The following is a 25487-nucleotide window of genomic DNA, read 5'->3' on the forward strand; positions in this document are numbered from 1 at the left end:
TCCGGCCGCTTCGTCGTGCGGTCGCGTGCGCTCCGGTTCAGTCCTCGGGCTTCGTCTTGTCGACGAGGTCGGCCGCGGGCGCGTGCGTGCTCGCGCCGACCGCGTGCGCGGCGAGGGCCGCGGCGCCCATGATGCCCGCGTTGTTCCGCAGCTCCGCCGGCACGATCGGGGTGCGCAGCCGCAGCAGCGGCAGGAAGTGCTTGTGGTTCTTGGACACCCCGCCCCCGACGATGAACAGCTCCGGCCACATCAGCTTCTCGAGCTGGCCGTAGTACACCTGCAGCCGGGCGGCCCAGCGCTTCCAGTTGAGGTGCGCGCGCTCCTTGGCCGCGTACGAGGCGCGGCGCTCGAAGTCGCGGCGGCCCGCGACGTCCATGTGGCCGAGCTCGGCGTTCGGGATGAGGACGCCGTCGTGGATCAGGGCCGTCCCGATGCCCGTGCCGAGCGTGGTCATGATGACGAGACCGCGCACGTCCTTTGCCGCGCCGTAGCGGGCCTCGGCGTAGCCGGCGGCGTCCGCGTCGTTGACGAACGTGATCTCGAGGCCCAGGCGCTCCTCGAACAGCTTCTCGGCCTCGAGGCCGATCCAGGTGGGGGAGACGTTGGCGGCCGACATGGTCGTGCCGTGCACGATCGCGGCGGGGAAGCAGACTCCGAGGGGCGTGCCGGCGGGGACCTCGCCGAGCGCGTCGATGATCTGCTTCACGGTCGCCACGATGTCCTCGGGCTCGCCGCCCTGCGGCGTCGGCAGCTTCACGCGCTCGCTCTTCAGCTCGCCGGTCGCGACGTCCACGATGGCGCCCTTGATGCCGGTCCCGCCGATGTCGATGCCGATTGCGGTCGTCGCGTCCTCGCTCATGGAAGCGACCCTACCGGCTCGCCCGACCCGGTCCGGCCGTCGCGCGCGGTGCGGACGGGCCTAGCATCGGCAGCATGAGCGACAGCGACGAGCAGTACTGGTACGACGACCGCACGGGCGAGGTGGAGAAGGGGATGCTGTCCCCGGCAGCGCATCGGATCGGCCCGTTCGCCTCGGCGGAGGAGGCGGCCAGGGCACCGCAGCGGCTGCGCGAGCGCGCAGAGCAGTGGGCGGCGGAGGACCGCGACGACGACTGATCCCGCGGATCAGTCGGAGTAGCTCTCCGCCTCCGCGGGGAACGCGCCGCTGACGACGTCGTCGCGGTAGCGCGTCGCCGCGTCCAGGAGCACCGCGCGCATGTCCGCGTAGCGCCGGACGAAGCGCGGCACTCGGCCGCTCGTGAGGCCGGCGAAGTCGGTCCAGACCAGGATCTGCCCGTCCGTGCCGTTCCCCGCTCCGATGCCGATGGTGGGGATGCGCAGCTCCTCGCTGACGCGCCGCGCGACCTGCTGGGGCACCATCTCGAGCACCACGGCGAACGCGCCGGCGTCCTGGACGGCGCGCGCGTCGGCGAGGAGCGCCTCCGCGGCGTCCCCGCGGCCCTGGATGATGTGGCCGCCGAGGCCGTGCTCGCTCTGCGGCGTGAACCCGATGTGGCCCATCACGGGGATGCCCGAGCTCACGACCCGCCGGATCTGCTCCGCGCTGCGCACGCCGCCCTCGAGCTTCACGGCGTGGGCGCGGGCCTCCTTCATGAACCGCACCGACGTGGCGAGCGCCTGGTCGGGGCCGGACTCGTAGGACCCGAACGGCAGGTCGGCCACGACGAGCGCGCGGGCGGCCGAGGCGGCGACCGCGCGCGCCAACGGGATGAGCTCGTCCACCGTGACGGGGACGGTCGTGTCGTACCCGAGCACGGTGTTCCCGGCGGAGTCGCCGACGAGCAGGAAGTCGATGCCGGCCTCGTCGAACACGCCGGCCGTGAGCATGTCGTAGCTGGTGAGTCCCGTGATCTTGAGGCCCTGCTCCTTCGCCCGGGCGAAGTGCCGGATGCGCACCCGCCGGGGACCCGCGTCGGGCTCGGTCGGGAGGCGGGCGGGATCGGACGGGGAGACGGCAGCGTCGGGGCTCTGCATGCCTCGGAGTCTACGGCCGGCCTCGCGCGCGCTCGGCCCGACCCCTGGTCAGCCGGTAGGTTGGACTCCGACGAGAGGGTGGTGGATGGACAAGCAGCGTGACTTCGTCCTGCGGACGATCGAGGAGCGCGGGATCAAGTTCGTGCGCCTGTGGTTCACCGACGTGACCGGCACCCTCAAGTCGGTGGCGATCGCCCCTGCCGAGGTCGAGGGCGCGTTCGCCGAGGGCCTCGGGTTCGACGGCTCGGCCATCGAGGGCCTCACCCGCTCGTACGAGGCCGACATGCTGGCCCACCCGGATCCGACGACCTTCCAGATCCTCCCGTGGCGCGGCGAGATCGACCCGACGGCGCGCATGTTCTGCGACATCTCGACGCCGGACGGGCAGCCCGCCATCGCGGATCCCCGCAACGTCCTCAAGCGCACGCTGGAGAAGGCGGCCGACCGCGGCTTCACCTTCTACACGCACCCCGAGATCGAGTTCTACCTCCTCAAGTCGAGCGAGTTCGGCGTCGACGGCCCGGAGCCGGTGGACGCGGCCGGCTACTTCGACAACGTCCCCGGCGGCACGGCGCACGACTTCCGCCGCCGCTCGGTGCGCATGCTCGAGGACCTCGGCATCTCCGTGGAGTTCAGCCACCACGAGGCGGGCCCCGGCCAGAACGAGATCGACCTCCGCTACGCGGACGCGCTGACCACCGCCGACAACATCATGACGTTCCGCACGGTCATCAAGGAGGTGGCCATCGAGCAGGGAGTCTACGCGACGTTCATGCCGAAGCCCCTCGCGGCGCACCCCGGCAGCGGGATGCACACGCACATGTCGCTCTTCGAGGGCGACGTCAACGCGTTCTACGCGTCGGGCGCCGAGTACCAGCTCTCCACGATCGGCCGGCAGTTCATCGCGGGCCTCCTCAAGCACGCCCCCGAGATCACCGCGGTCACGAACCAGTTCGTGAACTCCTACAAGCGGCTCTGGGGCGGCGGCGAGGCGCCGAGCTTCGTGACGTGGGGTCACAACAACCGCTCCGCGCTCGTGCGGGTGCCGCTGTACAAGCCCAACAAGGGCAACAGCTCGCGCGTCGAGTACCGCGCCATCGACTCCGCGGCGAACCCGTACCTCTCCTTCTCCCTCATGCTGGCCGCGGGACTCAAGGGCATCGAGGAGGGCTACGAGCTGCCCGCCGAGGCGGAGGACAACGTGTGGACGCTGAGCGACGCCGAGCGCCGCGCCCTCGGGTACGCGCCGCTGCCGTCGAGCCTCGACCACGCGATCCAGCTCATGGAGCGCTCCGAGCTCGTCGCCGAGACCCTGGGGGAGCAGGTGTTCAACTACGTGCTGCTCAACAAGCGGCAGGAATGGCGCGACTACCGCGCCCAGGTGACGCCGTACGAGCTCCGCTCCAACCTCGAGATGCTCTGATCCGGATCCCAGCCAGGAGCATCACGAGCGACATCCGACGACGAGGCCGGAGCCAGCCATGAGACGTGGGCAGACGCTGCTCGGAGCCCTCGCGCGCGCGGGCTTCGCGCGTCTCAGCGAGGTCGGCGAGGCCCTCGAGGAGGCCGCGGAGCTGTGCGGGTGGGCCGAGGCCGACCTCGTGGAGGCGCTTCACTCCAGCGCGGACCCGGACGGGGCGCTCGACGCCCTCGTCCGGCTGCTCCGCGAGGATCCCGATCGCACCCGCGCCGTCCTCGCCGACCCCGACGCCCGCCATCGGTTGGCGCGGGTGCTCGGTTCGTCGCGCGGCCTCGCGGAGTTCCTCACGCGCCACACGGACGAGCTCGAGGCCTTCGCCCGTCCGCTCGAGGGGATGCCCGCGCCCGTCGACGTCCGCACCCGCATGCTGGAGTCGGTCCAGGCGGTCGACGGCGTGGCGGGGATCACCGGCACGCCCGCGCGGACGGCCCTGCGGATCCGCTACCGCGCGCTCGTGGCGCGCGTCGCGGCGTGGGACCTCGTGCACCCGGATCCGCTCGCGGCCGTGCGACCCGTGACCGCCGCCCTGGCAGACCTCGCCGGCGCGGCCCTCGAGGCGTCGCTCGCCGTCGCCCGGGCGGAGCTGTCCGCGCCCGGCAGCTTCGGCCGCGCGCGACCCGAGGAGATCGCCGCGACGCGCCTCGCGATCATCGGCATGGGCAAGGCGGGCGCCCGCGAGCTCAACTACGTCAGCGACGTCGACGTGATCTTCGTCGCCGAGGCCGCGACCGACGCGGACGATCAGCCCGTCATCGAGCCGGCCCGTGCGGTCGAGCTCGCGACGCGCCTCGCCGTGCTGGCCATGCGGGGCATCGACGAGCACGAGATCGAGCCGGCCCTCTGGGAGGTGGACGCCAACCTCCGGCCCGAGGGGAAGGCCGGCGCGCTCGTCCGCACGCTCGACTCGCATCTCGCGTACTACGAGCGATGGGCGAAGGACTGGGAGTTCCAGGCTCTGCTCAAGGCTCGTCCGCTCGCGGGCGATGTCGAGCTGGGCGGGCGGTACGCCGACGCCGTCGGGCCGCTCGTCTGGTCGAGCGCGTCGCGCGAGGGGTTCGTCGGACAGGTGCAGCGGATGCGCACGCGCGTCACGGACAACATCCCCGCCGACCAGCTGCACCAGCAGATCAAGCTCGGGCCGGGTGGGATCCGCGACATCGAGTTCACGGTGCAGCTCCTCCAGCTCGTGCACGGCCAGGGCGACGAGACCGTCAGGGACCGCAGCACGCTCGCCGCGCTGGTGGCGCTCGCGGACGCCGGCTACATCGGGCGCACGGAGGCCGGCGAGTTCGCGAAGGACTACCGCTACCTCCGGCTCCTCGAGCACCGGTTGCAGCTGGAGCAGCTGCGGCGCACGCACCTGATGCCCACGGACGAGGAGCGAATGCGGATCCTCGCGCGCAGCACCGGCTTGGACGGACGCGCGGAGGAGCTCACGGCCCGGTGGACCGCCACGAAGACCGCCGTGCGCACGCTGCACGAGCGGCTGTTCTACCGGCCGCTCCTCGCCGCGGTCGCGTCGCTGCCCGAGGAGTCGCTCGCACTCACCAGCGACCAGGCCGCCGCCCGCCTGTCCGCCATCGGATTCGTCGACGCGCGTGGGGCGCTCGCGCACATCCGCGCGCTGACGCAGGGGGTCTCGCGCAGCTCCGCCATCCAGCGCCACCTGCTCCCCGTGCTCCTGCAGTGGTTCGCGGACGGCCCGGATCCCGACCACGGCCTGCTCGCGTTCCGCCGGCTCAGCGAGGCGCTGGGGGAGTCGAACTGGTTCCTCCGGATGCTCCGGGACTCGGCCGGTGCCGCCCAGCGCCTCGCGCAGGTGCTCTCGGGATCCCGCTTCGTCTCGGAGCTGCTCGACCGCGTCCCCGAGACCGCAGCGTGGCTCGCGCGCGACGAGGACCTCCGCCCGCGAACATGGGCGGCCCTCGAGGAGGAGGCCGTCGCCACGGTGAACCGGCATCCCACAGCCGATGCCGCCGCGGCCGCGTTGCGCACGCTCCGCCGCCGCGAGATCCTCCGACTCGCCATAGGCGCGATCGTGGGCGTCACGCACGTCGAGACCCTCGGACCATCCCTGGCCGACATCACCACGGCGACGCTGCGTGGCGTCATGCGCGCCATCCGCCGCGAGGACGGCCCCTGGCCCGAGTTCGCCGTGGTCGCGATGGGCCGCTACGGAGGCGCGGAGCTCGGCTTCGGCTCCGACGCCGACGTCATGTACGTGTTCCGCCCGATCGCCGGCATGGATCCCGAGCTGGCCCAACGCCGCGCCCAGCTCATCGTCACCGAGCTGACGCGCCTCACGGAGGACTCCCGCCTCCCGCTCGACCTCGACACCGGCCTGCGGCCCGAGGGACGCAACGGGCCCGTGGTGCGCTCGTTCGCGTCCTACCGCGCGTACTACGAGCGCTGGTCCCTCACCTGGGAGGCACAGGCGCTGCTCCGCGCACGCGGCGTCGTCGGCGACAGCGGCCTCATCGCCGACTTCACATCCCTCGCCGACCGCATCCGCTACCCCGAGGCCATCGGCGACGCGGACGTGCGCGAGATCAAGCGCATCAAGGCGCGCGTGGAGAACGAGCGGCTCCCGCAGGGTGCGGATCCCACACGGCACCTGAAGCTCGGCCGCGGATCCCTCAGCGACGTGGAGTGGCTGGTGCAGCTGATCCAGCTGCAGCACGCTCACGCGCATACCGCCCTGCGGACGCCGACCACCCTCGGCGCGCTCGACGCCGCCGTGGCCTCGCACCTCGTGGCCGAGGACGACGCGGCGCGTCTACGGGACGCCTGGCTCCTCGCGTCGCGGGTCCGCTCCGCGATGACGCTCTGGACGAATCGCACGGCTGACGTCCTGCCCGCCGAGCGCGCCGCGCTCGACGCCATCGCGCGGCTCCTCGAGTACCCGCCCGGATCAGCGTCCGTGCTCGAGGAGGAGTACCTCGGCGTCACCCGCCGCTCCCGCGCCGTCTTCGAGCGCCTGTTCTACGGGGTCGACGACCGGCCCGATCCGCGCGGCGCCTGACACCCTCGGCTCCTCGGCGCCGACGACGACGGGCCGCCCTCCCGGAGGAGGGCGGCCCGTGCGTCATGCGCGCCGTGGGGCTCCGGCGGTATCAGACGCCGTAGTACAGCTCGAACTCGAACGGGTGCGGGCGCTGCGCGAGGGGCTTGATCTCCATCTCGCGCTTGTACTCGATCCACGTCTCGATGAGGTCGGGCGTGAACACGTTGCCCGCGGTGAGGAACTCGTGGTCGGCCTCGAGCGCCTCGAGCGCCGCGCCGAGCGACGCGGGGACCTGCGGGATGTTCTTCGCCTCCTCGGGCGGGAGCTCGTAGAGGTCCTTGTCGACGGGCTCGTGCGGCTCGATGCGGTTCTTGATGCCGTCGATGCCGGCCATGAGCTGCGCCGCGAACGCGAGGTACGGGTTGCTCGACGCGTCGGGCGCGCGGAACTCGATGCGCTTCGCCTTCGGGTTCGTGCCCGTGATCGGGATGCGGATCGACGCCGAGCGGTTGCCCGCCGAGTAGACCAGGTTCACGGGCGCCTCGAAGCCGGGCACGAGGCGGTGGTACGAGTTCACCGTCGGGTTCGTGAACGCCAGGATCGCGGGCGCGTGCTTGAGGATGCCGCCGATGTACCAGCGCGCGACATCCGACAGACCGCCGTAGCCGGCCTCGTCGTAGAACAGCGGCTTGCCGTCGTTCCAGAGCGACTGGTGCGTGTGCATGCCCGAGCCGTTGTCGCCGAAGAGCGGCTTCGGCATGAACGTGGCCGTCTTGCCCCACTGCTCGGCCGTGTTCTTGACGATGTACTTGAACTTCAGGATGTCGTCCGCCGCGTGCACCATCGTGTCGAAGCGGTAGTTGATCTCCGCCTGCCCACCGGTGCCCACCTCGTGGTGCGCCCGCTCCAGGATGAGGCCGGCGTCGATCAGCTTGAGGCTGATGTCGTCGCGGAGGTCGGCCTGCTTGTCGACCGGGCTGACGGGGAAGTAGCCGCCCTTGTACGGCGTCTTGTTGCCCAGGTTGCCGCCCTCCTCCTCACGTCCCGAGTTCCAGGCGCCCTCCTCGGAGTCGACCGAGTAGAAGCTCGTGTGCTGGTTCACCTCGTAGCGGACGTCGTCGAAGATGTAGAACTCGGCCTCGGGCGCGAAGAACGCGGTGTCCGCGATCCCGGACGCGGCGAGGAACTTCTCGGCCTTCTTGGCCACCTGGCGCGGGTCGCGGGCGTAGATCTCGCCGTTGCGGGGGTTGTAGATGTCGAACACCATGATGAGGGTGCGCTCGATGCGGAACGGGTCGATGTACGCCGTCGTCACGTCCGGGATGAGCTGCATGTCCGACTCGTGGATGCTCGCGAAGCCGCGGATGGACGAGCCGTCGAACAGCTGGCCGACGGAGAAGAACTCCTCGTCGACGGTGGATGCGGGGATGTTGAAGTGCTGCTGCACCCCGGGCAGGTCGGTGAACCGGATATCGAGGAACTTGACGTCGGTGTCCTTGATGAACGCGAGCACCTCGGATGAGTCTCTGAACATGTGGTGTCTCCAAAAGGGGGCCGGAGCGGATGAGACTGACGGTTTCAGCCTCTCCGACCCTAGGGGGAAGGGGTTACCTCGCCATAACCGCCGTGTTTCCGCGATGTTACGCGGGCTGTCCCGGGCGAGTCGGCGACCGTTCCCAGGTCGGCGCGACCAGGGGATCCGTCTCACGCGCGCCTAGGATCGCAGGGTGCCCGCGACTCCCACGAACCCCGACCTCGGCGATCCCGGCCGCAACCGCTGGCCGGGGGAGCGCCTCGGGCTGCCGGAGCGCGGACGCGGGTCCGTCGCCCGCGCGGGTCGGCGCATCGTGGGGATCTGCATCGACTGGGCCCTCGCCGTGCTGGTCTCCTGGGCGTTCTTCGCGTACGACCCCACGGCGACGCTCGCGATCTTCGCGGTGATGCAGTACGTGCTGATCATCACCCTCGGCGGGAGCGTCGGCCACGTCGTCCTGGGCATGCGCGTGCGCCCTCTCGGCGGGGGATACGTGTCGCTGTGGCGGCCGGCCCTGCGCACCGTGCTGCTGTGCCTGGTCCTCCCCGCGGTCGTGTGGAACGCCGACCAGCGGGGCCTCCACGACGTGTTCTCGGGCACGGTGCTGGTGCGCACCTCCTGACCGCATCGCCAAGTCGCGAGGAGCGTCAGCCGGGCTCGCACCCGAGGTACACGAGCTCCGGGTCGACGCCGCCGAGCACGACCCTGGCGGGGGAGCCCGCGCGGACGGCGCCGAGCTCGCGGCTCTCGGTCTCCCGCCCGTCGTCGGAGCGCCCGGTGGTGACCTCGAAGCGGACGAGCGCGGCGCTGCAGTCCTCCGGCGCGGTCATGTCGAGGAGCGTGCACGACGTCGTGTCGATGCACTCGCTCGCGCGGGACGCGGGATCGTCGACGGGCACGACGGTCGCCCCCTGGGTGAGGTCCGCGCCGACCGTCGTGAACCGCGCGCGCGTCGAGTCCTGGAAGCTGACCACGACGACCAGCACCCCGGCCAATGCGCAGACCGCGGCGATCGAGGGCCCGAGACCCCGGCGGGCCCGCTCGCGTCGAGAGCGTCCGTAGGGCGACAGGCGCTCTGCCTGCGGCTGCGACCGGGGCGGGTCCGAGCGCACCGGCTCGCGGCGGGGTTCCGCGCGGCGCCCAGCGGCGGGTCCCGAGGAGCCAGTGCCCGTCCGCTGGCGGAGGAGCAGAGCATCCCGGGCCAGCGTCAGCTGGACGAAGCGCTCGTGCGCGGCCTTCAGCTGCTGGGGCGTGGCACCGGCCAGGCGGTCGGGGTGGGTCTCGCGAGCACGTCTGACATACGCGCGGCTGATGGTCGCACGGTCCGCATCAGCCGCGACGCCGAGCAGCGCCGCAGCGGAGGCCTGATCCATGGGCTCAGTCTGCGCCGGGCACGGTGACGGCGCAATCGACCCGCGACCCGAGGATCAGCGTGCCCGGGACGGGCGGACCTTGAACGGGTCGACGCCCTTGGGGATGGGCATGCTGTTCTGCCCGAGCGAGGTCAGGCGGTTGTTCACTGCCAGGACCTCCGCCTTGGTGATGGTGCGGGGGAACCGCTGCAGGCGACCGGCCAGCTTGTGCAGCTCGACGGAGTCCGCATCGGGGCCGACGAATACGAAGTGCACGGGCACGTTGGGGAGCACGCGGGCGATCTTGCGGCGCTCGTCCTCGAGCATGCGCGTGGTGCGGCTCTTCGGGCCCTCGCCGATGAGGGCGACGCCGGGGCGCCCGACGGCGCGGTACACGGCGTCCTGGGACTTGCCGTTGACGGCGACCGGCATCTCGCTGCCGACCCATCCGCGCTTCAGGGAGCTGCGCAGGACCACGCCGACGGCACCGGGCTGGCCCTTGATCTGCAGGTACGCCGCACGCTCGGCCTTGCGTCCGAGGACGATGAGGAAGGCGAGGATCCCCGCGAAGACGCCCGCGATGACGAAGAGGATGGCGGTGAGCCAGTTGCCACCCGTCGCGAAGATCGCGAGCAGGACGCCGACGACGATGGGGCCAAGCAGCGCCAGGAGCATCCACCAGACCGAGCTCTTGTCGTAACGCCGGGTCATCTGGAAGACCTGCCACATCTGCTTGATGCGGCCGGGTTCCTTGGGTGCCTTCGGAGAGGCTGTCTTGCGGGCCATGGTGCCCAGGATACCGGTGCGCGGGAGGCAGCCGGAACGGCCGAGGGGGATCGCGCCTCGTCCTGCCCCTCACAGGCCCGTGGACCGGACGAGATCCCCAGGAGCAGCGCTCGTCGCCCCTCTCCGCCCGCCTGCCCGCACACTCCCGGACGGGCACCCGGTCCTCGGCGACTCACGCTGATGGAGCAGGGTCGAGGAGAGGACGCGACGCGATGCCAGACGGACGCGCTCAGCCGCATGTCGGACCGCCCAGGGAGCGAGGCCGTGTGGACGGTCCCCGCCGCGAGACGGCCGACGGCAGACCGGGAGCCTCGACCGCCCGCGCATCGCGGAGGACGAGGGGCAGGGCCGCGGACACGGCGACCAGCGGCAGCACTGTCGCCGGGTATCGCCTCGTCCGGCTCGTCGGTAAGGGCATGCGCTGCGAGGTGCACCTCGCACGGCCCTGCCGCGCCGCGGATGCCACGGGCGGTCTGATGGACAACGTCGCCGTCAAGATCGTGCCGCAGACGGAACGCAGCCGCGGAGAGGCGGAGATCCTCGCGCTGCAGGCCGTCACCTCCGAGCACGTCGTCGAGCTGCGGGACGTCGCCACGCTCTCCGACGGCAGCCTGTGCATCGTGCAGTCGCTCGGCACCCGCGGCACCGCTGCGGCCCTGCTCGGCCGGCGAGGCAGCCTCACGTCCGGGGAGATCGTGACCCTCGTGGCCTCCGTCCTCCGAGGCCTGGGTGACCTGCACGACGCGGGCGTCGCGCACGGGGCCGTGGATCTGACCCATGTGCTCATCGACGCCACGGGCCGTCCGCTGCTGGGTGGGCTGGGGTCCTCCCGCGTCATCGCGGGAGAGGTGGGCGAAGAGGGCCTTCGGGGCGTCGACCCCGTCGAACAGGACCTGGGGCGGGTCGCGCGCATCGTGCAGGCGCTGCGCGACCCCGGGGACGCGCGCGGACGAGCATCGACTGACAGGTGGGAGGCATGGCTGGCGCTCCTCGACGGAGCGATCCACGGAGAGGCCGACCTCACCGCCCACGACCTCGCTGATCGACTGCTCGACGTCGCGGATGCGGCACCGCTGGCCGATGCCGGCGGAGCCCGCCACGAGGAGGACGCGGATCGTGCCCTGTCGCAGGGAGCGATGTCCCTCGATGTCCGTTCCGGCCCCGTCAGCGGCCACGCTGCGCATGTCACGGGACCCCGTCGCGCGCCGCGGCCCTTCTCGCGCTCACGTCGGAGCGCTCATCGCCGGCATCGGGCGGCGCGCGCTCCGTGGGCGGACGCCGTCGATGCACGGCTCACCTCGGTGAGGAGCGAGCTCGCGTCGGTCCGCCCGCGCATCTGGGCGCTCGGAGCGTCCGCGCTCCTGCTGCTGATCGCCGGCGTCGTCGCCGTCCCCCTCCTCACCGGACCCGCCCGGGGAGCCACGGCAGTGCCCACGAGCACACCGAGCACCGCGGCGCCGGCGGACGCCCGCTTCGACGGGGACGTGGCGCCGACGCCAGACGGGGACGTGTCACCGGCGTCGGACGCCGACGCTGCGGAATCCCCGGATCCGGACATCGCCGCTCCTGCGCTCCTCCGCCTCAGGGCAGCCTGCCTGCACCGCACCGATGCCACCTGCGTGAGCGATGTCGACGAGGCCGGCTCCGCCCTGGACGACGCTGATCGGAGCACCATCGCCGGCGGTGGGAGCGAGGCCCCAGACGACGCCGCCCTCCGCGTCGCGGATGCCCTCGGCCCGGCTCAGAGACTCGGTGACACCGCGCTCATCGAGCTGCGTCCCGGATCGGACACGCCTGCGGCGCGCACGGACGCGTCGGCACCGGAACGGCGACCGGCCTCCCTCCTGATCGTCAGGGGGGAGGCCGGATGGCGCATCAGGGACCTGATGGACGACCGGTGACGGTCGCCATCGGGTCCGGGTCAGACCTAGATGCCGAGGTCCGCGTCGAACGCACCAGCCTCGAGGCGGTTCTTCACCGCGACGAGGAACCGGGATGCGTCAGCCCCGTCGACGATGCGGTGGTCGTAGGACAGCGCCAGGTAGACGGTGGATCGGATGGCGATCGTGTCCTGGCCATCCGCCGTGATGATCACGGGCCGCTTGGTGACGATGCCGGTGCCGAGGATCGCGGACTGCGGCAGGAACACCACGGGGGTGTCGAAGAGCGCGCCGCGCGATCCGGTGTTGGTCAGCGTGAAGGTCCCGCCGGCCAGCTCGTCCGGCGACAGCTTGTTGTCGCGCGTGCGGGCGGCCAGGTCGGCGATCTCCGACGCGAACTGCGCCAGGTTCTTGCCCTCGGCGTTCTTCACGACGGGGGTCAGGAGGCCACGCTCCGTGTCGACCGCGATGCTGATGTTCTCGTGGTCAGGGTACACGATGCTGTCGCCGTCGACCGTCGCGTTGACGACGGGGTACGCCTTGAGCGCCTCGGCGGCGGCGAGGGCGAAGAAGGGCAGGAACGAGAGCTTGACGCCCGTCTTCTCGAGGAAGTCGCCCTTCACTCGGTCGCGGAAGCGGGCCACCTTCGTGACGTCGACCTCGACCACCGAGGTGAGCTGCGCGGTGGACTGCATCGAGACGACAGCGCGGTCGGCGATGAGCTTGCGCATGCGGGACATCTTCGCGGTCGTGCCACGGAGCGGTGACGTCTCGAGCGGAGCGGCAGCGGGCGCCGCGGGAGCCGAGGCGGTCGGGGCGCTCTTCGACGCGGCGGCCTCTGCAGCAGCGAGCACGTCCTCCTTGCGGATGCGCCCTCCCACGCCTGTGCCGGTCACGGAGCTGATGTCGACCCCACGCTCGTTGGCGAGCTTGCGCACCAGCGGGGTGACGTAGCCCGCGTTGCCGGACGCCGCAGGAGCCGGGGCGGGCGCGGCCGCCGCAGCCGTCGGAGCCGCAGGAGCGGGCGCCGGAGCCGCGGCGACAGGAGCAGGTGCGGCGGGAGCAGGTGCGGGGGTCGCCTCGGGAGCGGCGGTCTCCTCCTGGGCGGCCGGAGCGGGCTCGGGTTCTACGGGAGCAGGCGCCTCGGCCTCGTCGTCCGCCTCGGTGGAGGGGATCACGGTGTCCTCGACGGCCTCCTCGGACGCCGTCTCCGGCTCCGCTGCGGCCGCGGGCTCCTCCGCGGGAGCGTCGCCCCCACCGGAGCCGTCGCCGATGCGCACCAGCACGGCGCCCACCTCGACGGTCTCGTCCTCCTGGACGAGGATCTCCTCGATCACGCCGGCGACCGGCGAGGGGATCTCGGTGTCGACCTTGTCGGTCGACACCTCGAGCAGGGGCTCGTCGACCTCGACGTGGTCGCCGACGTTCTTGAGCCAACGGGTCACCGTGCCCTCGGTGACGCTCTCGCCGAGTGCGGGGAGGTTGACGGATTCGCTCATGGGGTTGTCTCCTTCAGGCCCGACTCCGGACCCGGCTTGTATGTCGGTGATGGCAGGGTGCTACAGGGCGTGCAGAGGGGTTCCGGCGAGAGCCAGGTGCGCCTCGCCGAGCGCCTCGTTCTGGGTGGGGTGGGCGTGCACCAGGTTGGCGACGTCCTCGGGGTAGGCCTCCCAGTTCACGATGAGCTGGCCCTCGCCGATGAGCTCGCCGACACGGGCGCCGATCATGTGGATTCCGACGACGGGCCCATCCTGCACGCGGACGACCTTGATGGAACCGGCCGTGCCGAGGATGGAGCTCTTGCCGTTGCCGCCGAGGTTGTATTCGTAGCTCGAGACCTTGTCTGCGCCGAACTTCTCGGCGGCCTTGGCCTCGCTGTAGCCGACGCTCGCGACCTCGGGGTCGGAGTACGTGACCTTGGGGATGTTGATGTCCTCGACGACGACGGGCTTGTTGCCCGCGATCTCCTCGGCGACGAAGATGCCCTGCTGGAACCCGCGGTGCGCGAGCTGCAGGCCGGGGACGATGTCGCCGACTGCGTAGACGCCGGGGACGCTGGTCTGGAGCCGCTCGTCCGTCAGGACGAAGCCGCGGTCGGTCTTCACGCCCGCCTCCTCGAATCCGAGCCCCTGGGTCGCCGGGCCTCGGCCCACGGCCACGAGCAGGAGGTCGGCGTCGTACGTCGTGCCGTCCTCGAGGGCGACCTGGACGCCCTGGTCGTCTTGGGTGACCGACTTGAAGCGCACACCGAGCGAGAACGCGATGCCGCGCTTGCGGAACGCCCGCTCGAACTGCTTGCTGATCGACTCCTCCTCGTTGGGCACGAGGTGGGGGAGGGCCTCGATGATCTGCACGTCGACGCCGAAGGAGCGCCAGACGGAGGCGAACTCGACGCCGATGACGCCGCCGCCCAGGATCGCGACCTTCTTCGGGATGTAGTCGAGCTCGAGCGCCTGCTCGCTCGTGATGACACGGCCGCCGATCTCGAGGCCGGGGAGCGTCCGGGAGTAGGAGCCCGTCGCGAGGACGATGCTCTTCCCGGTGACGGTCTGATCGCCGACCTGGACGGTCGTGGCTGAGGTCAGGCGGCCCTCGCCCTCGATGACCGTGATGCCGCGGGCCTTGATGAGCCCCTGGAGGCCCTTGTACTTGCTCGCGACGATGGCCTCGCGGTACGCGTTGACACGCGCGATGTCGACCCCGTCGAACGTGACGTTGACGCCGTACTTCTCCGACTCCCGCGAGACGTCGGCGACCTCGGCCGAGTGCAGGAGCGCCTTCGTGGGGATGCAGCCGCGGTGCAGGCACGTGCCGCCCAGCTTGCCCTTCTCCACGAGGCCCACGGTCTTGCCCAGCTGCACCGCACGGAGGGCGGCTGCATAGCCACCGCTCCCGCCTCCGAGCACCACCACGTCAAAGTTCTGTTCCGACACCCAGGATCTCCCTCGTATGCATCAAGGTCGTCTCATGCGACCGCCCGACCGGGCAGGCGCGGGACCCCCTCAGGAGGCCTCTCCGAGCCTACTACGCGCGTGAAAAACCCGCGGCCAGGGCCAGGAGCGTGCGGACCGCGACGCCGGTCGGGCCCTTCCCCGTGAAGCCGTGACCGCCGCCCTTGTTGTGCGACGGCCCCGCGATGTCGATGTGCGCCCACGGGATCCGCGGAGCGTCGTCCGCGTCGCCGGTCCGGCCGACGAACTCCTTGAGGAACACGCCCGCGACGAGCATGCCGCCCGCCGGGTTGCCCGGCTTGACGTTGGCGATGTCCGCGATGTCGGAGTTGAGGAGCGCGCGCATCTCCTCCGGGAGCGGCATGCCCCACATGCTCTCGCCCTGCTCGCGGGCGGCGTCGAGGAGGCGGGCGACGAGCGCGTCCTCGCCCATGACGGCGGAGTACCGCTCGCCGAGCGCGACGACCTGCGCGCCCGTCAGCGTCGCGATGTCGACGATGGCGTCCGGGTGCTCCTCGCTCGCGGCGACGATGCCGTCCGCCATGACGAGCCGGCCCTCGGCGTCGGTGTTGAGGACCTCGACGGTCGTGCCCCCGCGCATGCGCAGGACGTCGTCCGGGCGGATCGCGGAGCCCGAGGGCATGTTCTCGGCGATGCAGAGCCACGCGGTGAGGCGCACGGGCAGCTCGAGCCGTGCCGCCGCCACGACGACCTCGAGGATCGTGGCGGCGCCGGTCATGTCGTACTTCATGCCGATCATCGGCACGGCGGGCTTGAGCGAGATGCCGCCGGTGTCGTAGGTGATGCCCTTGCCGACGAGCGCCAGGTGGCGCGTGGCGCCCGCGGGGGAGTAGGAGACCTTCACGAGGCGGGGCGGGCGCGTCGAACCCTGGCCCACGCCGAGGATGCCGCCGAAGCCGTCGGCCGCGAGCGCCTCCTCGTCCCAGACCCGGACGTCAACGGGGAGCCCGGCCGTGCGCTCGTGGACCGCGTCGACGAACGTCGCGGGATAGAGGTCGAGCGGCGGGGTGTTGACGAGGTCCTTGGTGCCCGCCACCGCGCCGGCGACCGCGGTGGCACGCGCGACAGCCTCGTCGGCGTCATCGGCGGTCCAGGAGTCGCCCTGCGCGAGCACCGTGACGGCGGTGGCCCGCGGCTTCTGGCCCGCGAGCGAGTCCCGGCGGTACGCGTCGAAGGAGTAGGTCCCGAGGGCCGCGCCCTCGAGCACGGCGGTCAGCTCGACGAGCGAGGACACGGGGACGGCCACGGCGACGTGGGCGACGCCGCGCAGCTGGCGGGTCGCGCTGCCGACGGCGTAGCGGAGCGCGACCGCGTCCACGGGCCCGGATCCCACGCCCACGAACGCGATTGCGCGGGCGGCCGTACCCGTCCCGGCGACGCGGACGACCTCGTCGCGGCCGCCGGTGACGCCGATGTCGGACAGGCCGTCCGCGTCGAACTCGAGGCCCTCGGGCGCATGCACCCGGATCCCCTCCTTCTCGCTGGAGACGGCGACGACGAGCGCGTCCGCCTCCACGTCGACGGCACGGTCGGAGGACACGGAGAGAAGGGGGAGGGTCATGGGCGACGAGCCTACCGACGTGCGCATGCGCCGCAGCCCGGAGCGCGGGGTCCTGGGATCCGCTCGGATCTGCGCGGCCGGGCGTCGTCGGCGACCGTGTTCGCTCTCGGCGGCACGGTGCGGTCGCCGACGGGGAGGGGCCGTCGGAGGCGCGGCTTAGAGTGGATCCATGGCAGATGCGGACGGACTGTACGAGATCGACACCGACATCGGCGAGGTCCCGACCGGACTGCCCCTGGTCGCCGGGCTCACCGGCTTCTCCGACGCGGGATCCGGAGTCTCCCAGGTCAGCGAGTACCTGCTGAGCACCCTGAGCCACCGCGACGTCCTGCGCTTCGACACGGACACCCTGCTCGACTACCGCGCGCGCCGACCCACCATCTACTTCGACCAGGACCACCTCGCCGACTACCGTCCGGCCCGGCTGGCGCTGTACCTCGCGAACGACGAGATCGGGCAGCCGTTCCTCCTCCTCACGGGCTTCGAGCCGGACTTCCGGTGGGAGGCCTTCACCGCGGCCGTCCTCGGCATCGTCGACCGGTACCGCGTCTCCACGACGACGTGGGTGCACGCCATCCCCATGCCGGTGCCGCACACGCGCGACATCAACGTCACCGTGAGCGGGAACCGCACCGAGCTCATCGACGCGCTCAGCGTGTGGAAGCCGCACACCCAGGTGCCGGCGAACGCGCTGCACCTGGTGGAGCACCGCCTGCACGACGCCGGCCATCCCGTGGCGGGCTTCGTGCTCCTGGTCCCGCACTACCTCGCGGACACCGAGTTCCCCCTCGCCGCGGTCGCCGCCCTGGAGAGCATCAGCGCGGCGACGGGCCTCATCTTCCCGACCGACCGCCTCCGCGAGGAGGGCCGCGACTTCGTGGGCCGCATCGACGAGCAGGTGGCGGGCAACCAGGAGCTGGCCCGCCTCGTCACGACGCTCGAGGAGCGCTACGACAGCTACATGGAGGACACGCCGCTCAAGTCGCCGCTCACGGACGAGGACGGCGCCTTGCCGACCGCCGACGAGATCGCCGCCGAGCTGGAGAAGTTCCTGGCACGCCGTCGCCCCGGCGACGGCGACGCGGCCTGACGCCCTCGGGCTGATCCGCGAGCGGGCCCCCTCGAGCGGCCGCGGGGACTCCACGCCGTCGGTATCCTCGTCCCGATGAGCACCCGTCGCGCCCGCCTCGTCCTCGGCGTCGCCATGGTGGCGTACCTCTCCTCGGTGCTGCAGCGCGGCTCGCTCGGCATCGCGTCCGTCGAGGCGGGGGACCGATTCCACGTCTCGGCGTCGCTGCTCTCCACGCTCGCGGTCACGCAGCTCGTGGTGTACGCGACGCTGCAGGTCCCCGTAGGCGTGCTGATCGACCGGATCGGCCCGCGCGCGCTGCTCGCGACCGGCGCGCTGCTGATGGTGGCCGGGCAGGTCACGCTGGCGCTCGCCACCTCGCTCGAGGTCGCGATCCTGGGACGCATGCTGGTCGGTGCCGGGGACGCCATGACCTTCGTGTCGGGCCTCCGCCTCATCAACTCCTGGTTCTCCGGACCGCGCGTCCCGGTCCTGTCGCAGTGGTTCGCCAACGTGGGCCAGCTCGGGCAGGTGCTGTCGGCGATCCCGCTCTCGCTCGTGCTGCACACGGCGGGGTGGACGCCCGCGTTCCTCGGCTCGGCGTCCGTCGCCGTCGTGGCCTTCGTCGCGGTCGTCGCGGCAGCGCGCGACCGGCCGACCGGGGAGGCACCGCCCCCTCGCGTCCCGTGGGGCGACTCGATGCGGGAGCTCGGCCGGAGCCTGCGTCGGCCGGGCACGCAGCTCGGCTTCTGGTCGCACTTCGTCACCCAGTCGTCCGGCGCGGTCTTCAGCCTGCTCTGGGGATTCCCGTTCCTCGTCGACGGCCTGGGGTACGGCCCCGCGCTCGCATCCGGGCTCCTCATCGTGATCGTGGCCTCGGGGATGGTCGTGGGGCCCGTGATCGGGATCCTCACCGGGCGCTTCCCGTTCCGGCGCTCCAACCTCGTCCTCGGCCTCGTCGCGATGATGGGCGCGGCCTGGGCGGTGCTGCTCCTCTGGCCGGGCGTGCCGCCGCTCGCGGTCGTGGTGCTCGTGGTCGTGGCCATCGGGATCGGCGGGCCCGGCTCCCAGGTCGGGCTGGACTTCGCGCGCACGTTCAACCCGCCCCGCAGCCTCGGCGCCGCGTCCGGGATCGTGAACGTCGCGGGATTCACCGCAAGCTTCACGATGATGCTGCTCATCGGCATCGCGCTCGACGTGCAGGACGGGATCCGGGTCGCGGGCGGAGCGCCGAGCGACCTGTACGCGTTCGACTCCTTCCGGGTCGCCTTCGCCGTGCAGTACATCGTGGTCGGCTTCGGGACGCTGATGCTGCTGCGGACCAGGCGCCGGACGCGACGCCTGCTGGCCGACGAGGGAATACGGGTGGGGCCGCTGTGGGTTGCCTACCTCGACAGGCGGCGCCGACGCCGCGCGTGACGCCGGCCCGCACACGGACCTCATTGGCTCGTCCACGCGCGCATCCGTGCAATAATCAGGTACGGACCCGTTCATGTCCTGCATCTCGCATCACCTCGGTGGTGGCGTCATCTCGGTGGCGCACGAGCAGCGGACTTGACATGGGTCCTAGCAATGTCCGAAAACAACCCCGACCCACCTCCGGCAGCTCACCCCGCAGCAGCATCGCGGAGCGCGCGACCGGTCGTCGTGGGGACGAAAGGTGTTCGCATGGCCACCCCCTCCACCCCGTCCGCCACCCTGGACGCGGCATCCGCGACCGGCACGGCCGACGACGCCGCGACGGGTGAGGCGAAGGCACCCGCGAAGCGCGCCCCCGCCCGCAAGACCGCGGCCGCGAAGGCACCCGCTGCCAAGACGGCGACGGCGGCGAAGGCCCCGACGAAGGCCGCCGCCGCGAAGGCTGCGGCAGCCGAGGCAGCAGCAGTCGAGGCCGACGAGGCGGTCTCCGCCGACGCTCCCGCGGCGCCCGCCAAGGCTCCCACCGCGCGGGCGAAGGCCGCCGCCGCGAAGAAGGCCGCCGCCGCGTCGGGTGACGCCGCACCGGCGAAGGCACCGCGCAAGACCGCAGCGAAGAAGACGGCGGCCCAGGGCTCCGGAGAGGCGTCCGACGACGACGCCGAGGAGGTCGTGGTCCCCGTCGCCGAGGACGACACGGATGACGAGGCCGTCGAGGACGGCGCCGCCAAGCCGCCCGTCGTGCTCGAGCCGCTCCCCACCGGCGCCATGGTGCTGTCGAACAAGGAGGAGGACGAGGACGTCCCCGTCTACTCGACGACCATCACCGGTGCCACGGCGGATCCCGTCAAGGACTACCTCAAGCAGATCGGCAAGGTCGCGCTGCTCAACGCCGCCGAGGAGGTCGAGCTCGCCATGCGCATCGAGGCGGGGCTCTTCGCCGAGGACAAGCTGGCGAACACGCCCGGCATCTCACGCGAGCTGGAGCGCGAGCTGCGCTGGGTCGCGCGCGACGGCCAGCGCGCGAAGAGCCACCTGCTGGGCGCGAACCTGCGCCTCGTGGTGAGCCTCGCCAAGCGCTACACGGGTCGTGGCATGCAGTTCCTCGATCTCATCCAGGAGGGCAACCTCGGCCTCATCCGCGCGGTCGAGAAGTTCGACTACACCAAGGGCTTCAAGTTCTCGACGTACGCCACGTGGTGGATCCGCCAGGCCATCACGCGCGCCATGGCCGACCAGGCGCGCACCATCCGCATCCCGGTGCACATGGTCGAGGTCATCAACAAGCTCGCACGCGTCCAGCGTCAGATGCTGCAGGACCTGGGCCGCGAGCCCACGCCCGAGGAGCTGTCGCGCGAGCTCGACATGACGCCCGAGAAGGTCATCGAGGTCCAGAAGTACGGGCGCGAGCCGATCTCCCTGCACACGCCCCTGGGCGAGGACGGCGACAGCGAGTTCGGCGACCTCATCGAGGACACCGAGGCGGTCGTCCCCGCGGACGCCGTGGGCTTCACGATGCTGCAGAAGCAGCTGGAGTCGCTGCTCGACTCGCTGTCGGAGCGCGAGGCCGGCGTGATCCGCATGCGCTTCGGCCTCGGCGACGGCATGCCGAAGACGCTCGACCAGATCGGCGACACGTTCGGCGTCACGCGCGAGCGGATCCGCCAGATCGAGTCGAAGACCATGGCCAAGCTCCGCCACCCGTCGCGCTCGCAGTCGCTGCGCGACTACCTCGAGTAGGCCGTGCCGCTGCGCCTCGCCGTCGCCGCGGGACGGGCCGCCCGCTGGGCCGCCCGTCTCCGTGGCGGCGGTTCCGCCGTGCCCGGCGTCGTCGCCCTCCGCCTCGAGCCGCGCTTCCTCGAGCGCACGATCGCCGACCTGCCGCACGGGGTGGTCGCCGTCACCGGCTCCAACGGCAAGTCGACGACGACCCACATGCTCACCGCCGTGCTCCGCGCGCATGGGCTCCGCGTCTTCACGAACCCGTCCGGCGGCAACCTGCCCCAGGGGATCGCCTCCGCGGTGCTCGCGGACGCCGACGCGTCCGGTCGACTGGATGCCGACGTCGCCGTGCTCGAGATCGACGAGGCCTACGGCGTCGCGCTCTCCGCGCTGCTGACGCCGCGCACGGTGCTCCTCCTCAACATCCAGATCGACCAGCTCAACCGCTTCCACGAGCCGGACCGCGTGGTGGGCATGCTCGAGCGGATCGCCGCCACGGCGACCGAGGCCGTGGTCGCCAACCGGGACGACGCGCACGTCAACGCCATCGCCGCGCACACCGCGCGCGCCGGCCGGGCCGACGTCGACTGGTTCGGCGTCTCCGAGGAGCTCCTGGTCGACAGCAAGCACGGCCTGGCGTCCGCCCCGCGGTTCGGCTCCGAGGATCCCGACCCGGTGCACGTCGCGGCCGGAGTCGAGGCCGTGTCGCTCTCGGGTCGCGATGCGGTCTTCCGCCTGTCGTCCGGCGACCTCCCCGTGACGCTCCCGTCGCGCGGCCTGCACTACGCCGTCGACGCCGCGGGCGCGCTCGCGACGGCCCGGCGCGTCCTCGGCGACCGCTTCGACCCCGCTCGCGCGGCCGAGGGGCTGGGATCCGTGGCCGCCGTCTACGGTCGCGGCGAGATGCTGCGCGCGGGCGACGAGGACATCGAGATCATCATGATGAAGAACCCGGCGAGCCTGCAGATGAACCTCGACGCGCTCGACGATCCCCCCGAGCAGGTGCTGCTCGCCGTCGACGACGGCACGCCCGACCCCTCCTGGATCTACGACACCGACCTCTCCGCGCTCACGCACGCCGACGTCGTCTCCGGCACGAAGGGCTACCAGCTGGCAGTGCGCTTCGGATACGAGGGCCTGGAGGTCGGCCGCGTCGAGCCCGACCTGCGCCGCGCCGTGCAGGCGTTCCTCGCGATGGAGAAGCCGTCCCGCGGTGTCAAGACCATGATCGTCAACTACGAGCAGATGATGGCGATCCGCCGCATCCTCGGGTACACGGACCTCGAGGGAGGACCCGCGTGAGCGACGCCCTGCGCATCCTTCACCTCTACCCCGAGGAGCTCGGCATCAACGGCGACCGCGGCAACGTGACCGTGCTCGTCGAGCGCGCGCGCATCCGCGGGATCAGCACGGAGGTCGTCCGGCACTCCCCGGGCGGCGGGGACCCGGGCGACGCCGACCTCGTGGTCATCGGCTCCGGGCCGCTCACTGCGCAGCGCGCCGTCCTGCCCGACCTCGTCGCGCACGCCCCGCATCTCGTCGCGCTCCAGGAGGCCGGCGTCCCGCTCCTCGCGGTGGGCGGAGGACTGCAGCTCCTGGGGGAGTCCGTGCGGCTCGTCGACGGCGGCGAGCTCGTCGGCGCCGGCGTCCTGCCCGTGCGCACCACGCTCACGGCCGAGCGACGCGTCGGCGACCTCGTGCTCGACACGCCAGAGGGCGAGGTCGTCGGATACGAGAACCACGGATCCACGCTCGACATCGGCGCGCACGCTCCGCTCGGCATGGTGCGCGCGGGCTTCGGGAACGGCGGCCAGGGCGGCCCGGAGGGCGTGCGCGTCGGGGCCGCCATCGGCACCCACCTCGGCGGACCCGTCCTCGCGCTCAACCCGCGCCTCGCGGACGAGCTGCTGTCCGCAGCCCTCGCGCGGCATGGCCGCGAGCTGCCCGCCGACATCTCGGGGACGCTCGACCGGCTGGACGCCTGGGCGCGCGAGGCGCGGTCCACCGTGATGGCCCGGCCGGCGCACTACTGACTCGTCGCGGCCGTCAGGCGGCCGCATCCGCACATGACGAAGGGCGCATCCCCGCGGGGATGCGCCCTTCGTCGTCCGCCGATGTGATCGGCGCTGGTCGTCCTAGGCGCGCTCGTCGAGCAGGCGGCTCGACTCGTCGTGCCAGCTCGTGGCGATGGCCGACAGCTTCTCCTGGTACTTCTTGCCGTGGTGGGCGCAGAAGAGGAGCTCGCTGCTGTTCACCTCGACGCGGATGTACGCCTGGGCTCCGCAGCTGTCGCAGCGGTCGTTGGCGGTGAGCTGGTGGTTGTCGAGCTCGTCCACGGGACGCTCGGTCGCGGTCGGTGTCATGTGATGCTCCCCTCCGGGTCGGGTCTGGTCGAGCCGAATGGATCAAGTAGACCACGAGCTCCCGGCAGTCGACCCGACCGCGGCCGCCTGTTTCGCTCTGCGCGTAGGGCGCGGTGCGGGAGACGGCGATTCGGAGGGGGAGGCGGCGGGCGGCGGTTAAGATCGATGCGGCTCGCGTCCGGCGAATGCCGGACGTACATGGAGGACAGCACGTGGCAGCATCCGATTATTCCGCCCGCCATCTCTCCGTCCTCGAGGGCCTCGAGGCGGTGCGCAAGCGGCCCGGCATGTACATCGGATCCACCGACTCGCGCGGCCTCATGCACTGCCTCTGGGAGATCATCGACAACAGCGTCGACGAGGCGCTCGGCGGGCACGGCGACCGCATCGACGTGCGGCTCCACCCGGACGGCAGCGTCGAGGTGCGCGACACCGCACGCGGCGTGCCGGTCGACATCGAGCCGAAGACCGGGCTCTCCGGCGTCGAGGTCGTCTTCACCAAGCTGCACGCGGGCGGCAAGTTCGGATCCGGCTCCTACGCGTCATCGGGCGGCCTGCACGGCGTGGGCGCGTCCGTCGTGAACGCGCTGTCGGAGCGCCTCGACGTCGAGGTGGACCGCGGCGGCAAGACGTACGCCATGTCGTTCCGGCGCGGCGAGCCGGGCATCTTCGAGGACCAGGGCGAGGCGAGCCCCGACGCGCCGTTCCGCCCCTTCACGTCCGGGAGCGAGCTGCGGGTCGTCGGCAAGGTGCGCAAGGGCGTCACCGGCACGCGGATCCGCTACTGGGCCGACCGGCAGATCTTCACCCGCGGCGCGTCCTTCCTCACGGAGGAGCTCCTCGGCCGCGCGCGGCAGACCGCGTTCCTCGTCCCCGGGCTGAGCATCGACATCGAGGACCTCCGCGGCGAGCAGCCCGTGCGCGAGTCCTTCCGCTTCGACGGCGGCATCGCCGAGTTCGTGGACCACCTGGCCGTCGACGCGCCGCTGACGGACACCTGGCGGCTGGAGGGATCCGGCACGTTCACCGAGACCGTGCCCGTCCTCACCGACGGCGGCGCCATGGTGCCGACGGAGCTCACGCGCGAGTGCGCCGTCGACATCGCGCTCCGCTGGGGCACGGGGTACGACACCCGCTTCAAGTCGTTCGTCAACATCATCGCGACGCCCAAGGGCGGCACGCACCAGGCCGGCTTCGAGGCGGGCCTGCTCAAGTTCGTGCGCGCGCAGGTCGAGGCCAACGCGCGCAAGCTCAAGGTCGGCACCGACAAGCTCGAGAAGGACGACGTGCTCGCCGGCCTCACGGCGGTGCTCACGGTCCGCTTCCCCGAGCCGCAGTTCGAGGGCCAGACCAAGGAGGTGCTGGGCACGCCGGCCGTCCGCGCCATCGTGTCGCAGGTCGTGCAGAAGGCCATGACGGAGCGGTTCGCGTCGACCCGGCGCGAGGACAAGGCGCAGACCGCCGTGCTCCTCGAGAAGGTCGTCGGCGAGATGAAGTCGCGCATCTCGGCGCGCACGCACAAGGAGACGCAGCGGCGGAAGAACGCCCTGGAGAGCTCGTCGCTGCCCGCGAAGCTCGTGGACTGCCGGTCGAACGACGTCGCCAACAGCGAGCTGTTCATCGTGGAGGGCGACTCCGCCCTCGGCACCGCGAAGCTCGCGCGCGACAGCGAGTACCAGGCGCTGCTGCCCATCCGCGGCAAGATCCTCAACGTGCAGAAGGCGTCGCTGCCCGACATGCTCTCCAACACGGAGTGCGCCTCGATCATCCAGGTGCTGGGTGCGGGATCCGGCCGCACGTTCGACCTGTCGGCGGCGCGCTACGGGAAGATCATCATCATGAGCGACGCCGACGTCGACGGCGCCCACATCCGCACGCTGCTGCTCACGCTCTTCTTCCGCTACATGCGGCCGATGATCGACGAGGGCCGGGTCTTCGCCGCCGTGCCGCCGCTGCACCGCGTGGTGGTCATGAACCCGGGGGCGAAGCCGAACGACGTCATCTACACGTACTCGGAGCGGGAGCTCGCCGCGGTCCTCGCGCAGGCGAAGCGGCAGGGCAAGCGCTACCAGGACCCGATCCAGCGCTACAAGGGCCTGGGGGAGATGGACGCCGACCAGCTCGCGACGACCACCATGGACCGCCGCAACCGCACGCTCCGCCGCGTGCGCGTCGACGACGCCGAGGCCGCCACGCGCATGTTCGAGCTGCTGATGGGCAACGACGTCGCACCCCGCAAGGAGTTCATCATCGACGGCGCCGGATCCGTGCGGGACCGCATCGACGTGTGATCCACCGGCTGCGTGCCGGATGCGCGGACGGCCGCGGACCCCACGGGTCCGCGGCCGTCCGC

20 protein-coding genes are annotated in these 25487 nt (G+C 71.7%); 11 read left to right on the plus strand and 9 right to left on the minus strand.

Annotation, left to right across the window (positions count from 1 at the left end; genetic code table 11):
* Positions 1-37: 37 nt before the first annotated feature.
* Positions 38-859: a polyphosphate--glucose phosphotransferase gene (gene ppgK, locus NL142_RS08605; RefSeq protein ID WP_043586874.1), complete on the minus strand. Its 822-nt coding sequence runs from the start codon at positions 857-859 to the stop codon at positions 38-40.
* 74 nt (positions 860-933) lie between these two features.
* Between ppgK and NL142_RS08610 the strand changes: the two genes are divergently transcribed.
* Positions 934-1116: a hypothetical protein gene (locus NL142_RS08610; RefSeq protein WP_012038320.1), complete on the plus strand. Its 183-nt coding sequence runs from the start codon at positions 934-936 to the stop codon at positions 1114-1116.
* A gap of 9 nt (positions 1117-1125) precedes the next feature.
* Here NL142_RS08610 and panB read toward each other — a convergent pair whose 3' ends face one another.
* A complete protein-coding gene (gene panB, locus NL142_RS08615) occupies positions 1126-1995 on the minus strand; it encodes a 3-methyl-2-oxobutanoate hydroxymethyltransferase (protein ID WP_194682553.1) in 870 nt (289 codons plus the stop codon).
* Between the two features lie 85 nt (positions 1996-2080).
* Here panB and NL142_RS08620 point away from each other — a divergent pair, with 85 nt between their 5' ends.
* The gene (locus NL142_RS08620) at positions 2081-3418 is read left to right on the plus strand and encodes a glutamine synthetase family protein (protein ID WP_012038322.1); all 1338 of its coding nucleotides are present in this window, start codon (positions 2081-2083) and stop codon (positions 3416-3418) included.
* Positions 3419-3476: 58 nt separating this feature from the next.
* Entirely contained in the window at positions 3477-6497 is a 3021-nt protein-coding gene (locus NL142_RS08625; RefSeq protein WP_435078829.1) for a bifunctional [glutamine synthetase] adenylyltransferase/[glutamine synthetase]-adenylyl-L-tyrosine phosphorylase, read from the plus strand.
* Positions 6498-6588: 91 nt separating this feature from the next.
* Here the strand turns inward: NL142_RS08625 and glnA are convergent, their stop codons facing one another.
* Positions 6589-8013 (minus strand): type I glutamate--ammonia ligase, encoded by a 1425-nt coding sequence (gene glnA / locus NL142_RS08630; protein ID WP_012298985.1) that lies wholly within the window; start codon positions 8011-8013, stop codon positions 6589-6591.
* 193 nt (positions 8014-8206) lie between these two features.
* Here glnA and NL142_RS08635 point away from each other — a divergent pair, with 193 nt between their 5' ends.
* Entirely contained in the window at positions 8207-8635 is a 429-nt protein-coding gene (locus NL142_RS08635) for an RDD family protein (protein WP_435078831.1), read from the plus strand.
* 25 nt (positions 8636-8660) lie between these two features.
* Here the strand turns inward: NL142_RS08635 and NL142_RS08640 are convergent, their stop codons facing one another.
* Together NL142_RS08640 and NL142_RS08645 are read right to left on the minus strand one after the other, a co-directional pair.
* Complete coding sequence (locus tag NL142_RS08640; protein ID WP_194682550.1) at positions 8661-9386, minus strand: J domain-containing protein; 726 nt, start codon at positions 9384-9386, stop codon at positions 8661-8663.
* 54 nt (positions 9387-9440) lie between these two features.
* The gene (locus tag NL142_RS08645; RefSeq protein ID WP_012038327.1) at positions 9441-10151 is read right to left on the minus strand and encodes a DUF4191 domain-containing protein; all 711 of its coding nucleotides are present in this window, start codon (positions 10149-10151) and stop codon (positions 9441-9443) included.
* A gap of 416 nt (positions 10152-10567) precedes the next feature.
* On the opposite strand from NL142_RS08645, the gene NL142_RS08650 reads away from it, so the two are divergent.
* Positions 10568-12052, plus strand: a complete 1485-nt coding sequence (locus NL142_RS08650; RefSeq protein ID WP_435078834.1) for a protein kinase domain-containing protein — start codon at positions 10568-10570, stop codon at positions 12050-12052.
* Between the two features lie 26 nt (positions 12053-12078).
* On the opposite strand, the gene sucB is transcribed toward NL142_RS08650, so the two are convergent.
* The 3 genes from sucB to NL142_RS08665 all read right to left on the minus strand — a co-directional run bounded on the left by sucB (position 12079) and on the right by NL142_RS08665 (position 16564).
* Positions 12079-13530: a 2-oxoglutarate dehydrogenase, E2 component, dihydrolipoamide succinyltransferase gene (sucB, locus tag NL142_RS08655; RefSeq protein ID WP_435078836.1), complete on the minus strand. Its 1452-nt coding sequence runs from the start codon at positions 13528-13530 to the stop codon at positions 12079-12081.
* A gap of 60 nt (positions 13531-13590) precedes the next feature.
* The gene (gene lpdA / locus NL142_RS08660; protein ID WP_086503668.1) at positions 13591-14964 is read right to left on the minus strand and encodes a dihydrolipoyl dehydrogenase; all 1374 of its coding nucleotides are present in this window, start codon (positions 14962-14964) and stop codon (positions 13591-13593) included.
* Positions 14965-15055: 91 nt separating this feature from the next.
* Complete coding sequence (locus tag NL142_RS08665) at positions 15056-16564, minus strand: leucyl aminopeptidase (RefSeq protein ID WP_194682547.1); 1509 nt, start codon at positions 16562-16564, stop codon at positions 15056-15058.
* A gap of 169 nt (positions 16565-16733) precedes the next feature.
* Between NL142_RS08665 and NL142_RS08670 the strand changes: the two genes are divergently transcribed.
* From NL142_RS08670 to NL142_RS08690, 5 genes are all read left to right on the plus strand, one after another.
* Positions 16734-17654 (plus strand): proteasome assembly chaperone family protein, encoded by a 921-nt coding sequence (locus tag NL142_RS08670; RefSeq protein WP_194682546.1) that lies wholly within the window; start codon positions 16734-16736, stop codon positions 17652-17654.
* Between the two features lie 75 nt (positions 17655-17729).
* Positions 17730-19052, plus strand: a complete 1323-nt coding sequence (locus NL142_RS08675; RefSeq protein ID WP_435078839.1) for an MFS transporter — start codon at positions 17730-17732, stop codon at positions 19050-19052.
* A gap of 249 nt (positions 19053-19301) precedes the next feature.
* The gene (locus NL142_RS08680) at positions 19302-20789 is read left to right on the plus strand and encodes an RNA polymerase sigma factor (RefSeq protein ID WP_435078841.1); all 1488 of its coding nucleotides are present in this window, start codon (positions 19302-19304) and stop codon (positions 20787-20789) included.
* A gap of 3 nt (positions 20790-20792) precedes the next feature.
* Complete coding sequence (locus NL142_RS08685; protein ID WP_435078843.1) at positions 20793-22073, plus strand: MurT ligase domain-containing protein; 1281 nt, start codon at positions 20793-20795, stop codon at positions 22071-22073.
* A complete protein-coding gene (locus tag NL142_RS08690; RefSeq protein ID WP_435078845.1) occupies positions 22070-22804 on the plus strand; it encodes a type 1 glutamine amidotransferase in 735 nt (244 codons plus the stop codon). The genes NL142_RS08685 and NL142_RS08690 overlap by 4 nt, the downstream gene beginning before the upstream one ends.
* Before the next feature lie 102 nt (positions 22805-22906).
* On the opposite strand, the gene NL142_RS08695 is transcribed toward NL142_RS08690, so the two are convergent.
* Positions 22907-23134: a DUF7455 domain-containing protein gene (locus tag NL142_RS08695; RefSeq protein ID WP_012038337.1), complete on the minus strand. Its 228-nt coding sequence runs from the start codon at positions 23132-23134 to the stop codon at positions 22907-22909.
* Positions 23135-23346: 212 nt separating this feature from the next.
* Between NL142_RS08695 and NL142_RS08700 the strand changes: the two genes are divergently transcribed.
* Complete coding sequence (locus NL142_RS08700; protein WP_194682541.1) at positions 23347-25425, plus strand: DNA gyrase/topoisomerase IV subunit B; 2079 nt, start codon at positions 23347-23349, stop codon at positions 25423-25425.
* The last annotated feature ends 62 nt before the right edge of the window (positions 25426-25487 follow it).

It is taken from the genome of Clavibacter quasicaliforniensis (genome assembly GCF_051201715.1).
Taxonomy (GTDB): Bacteria; Actinomycetota; Actinomycetes; order Actinomycetales; family Microbacteriaceae; genus Clavibacter; species Clavibacter seminis.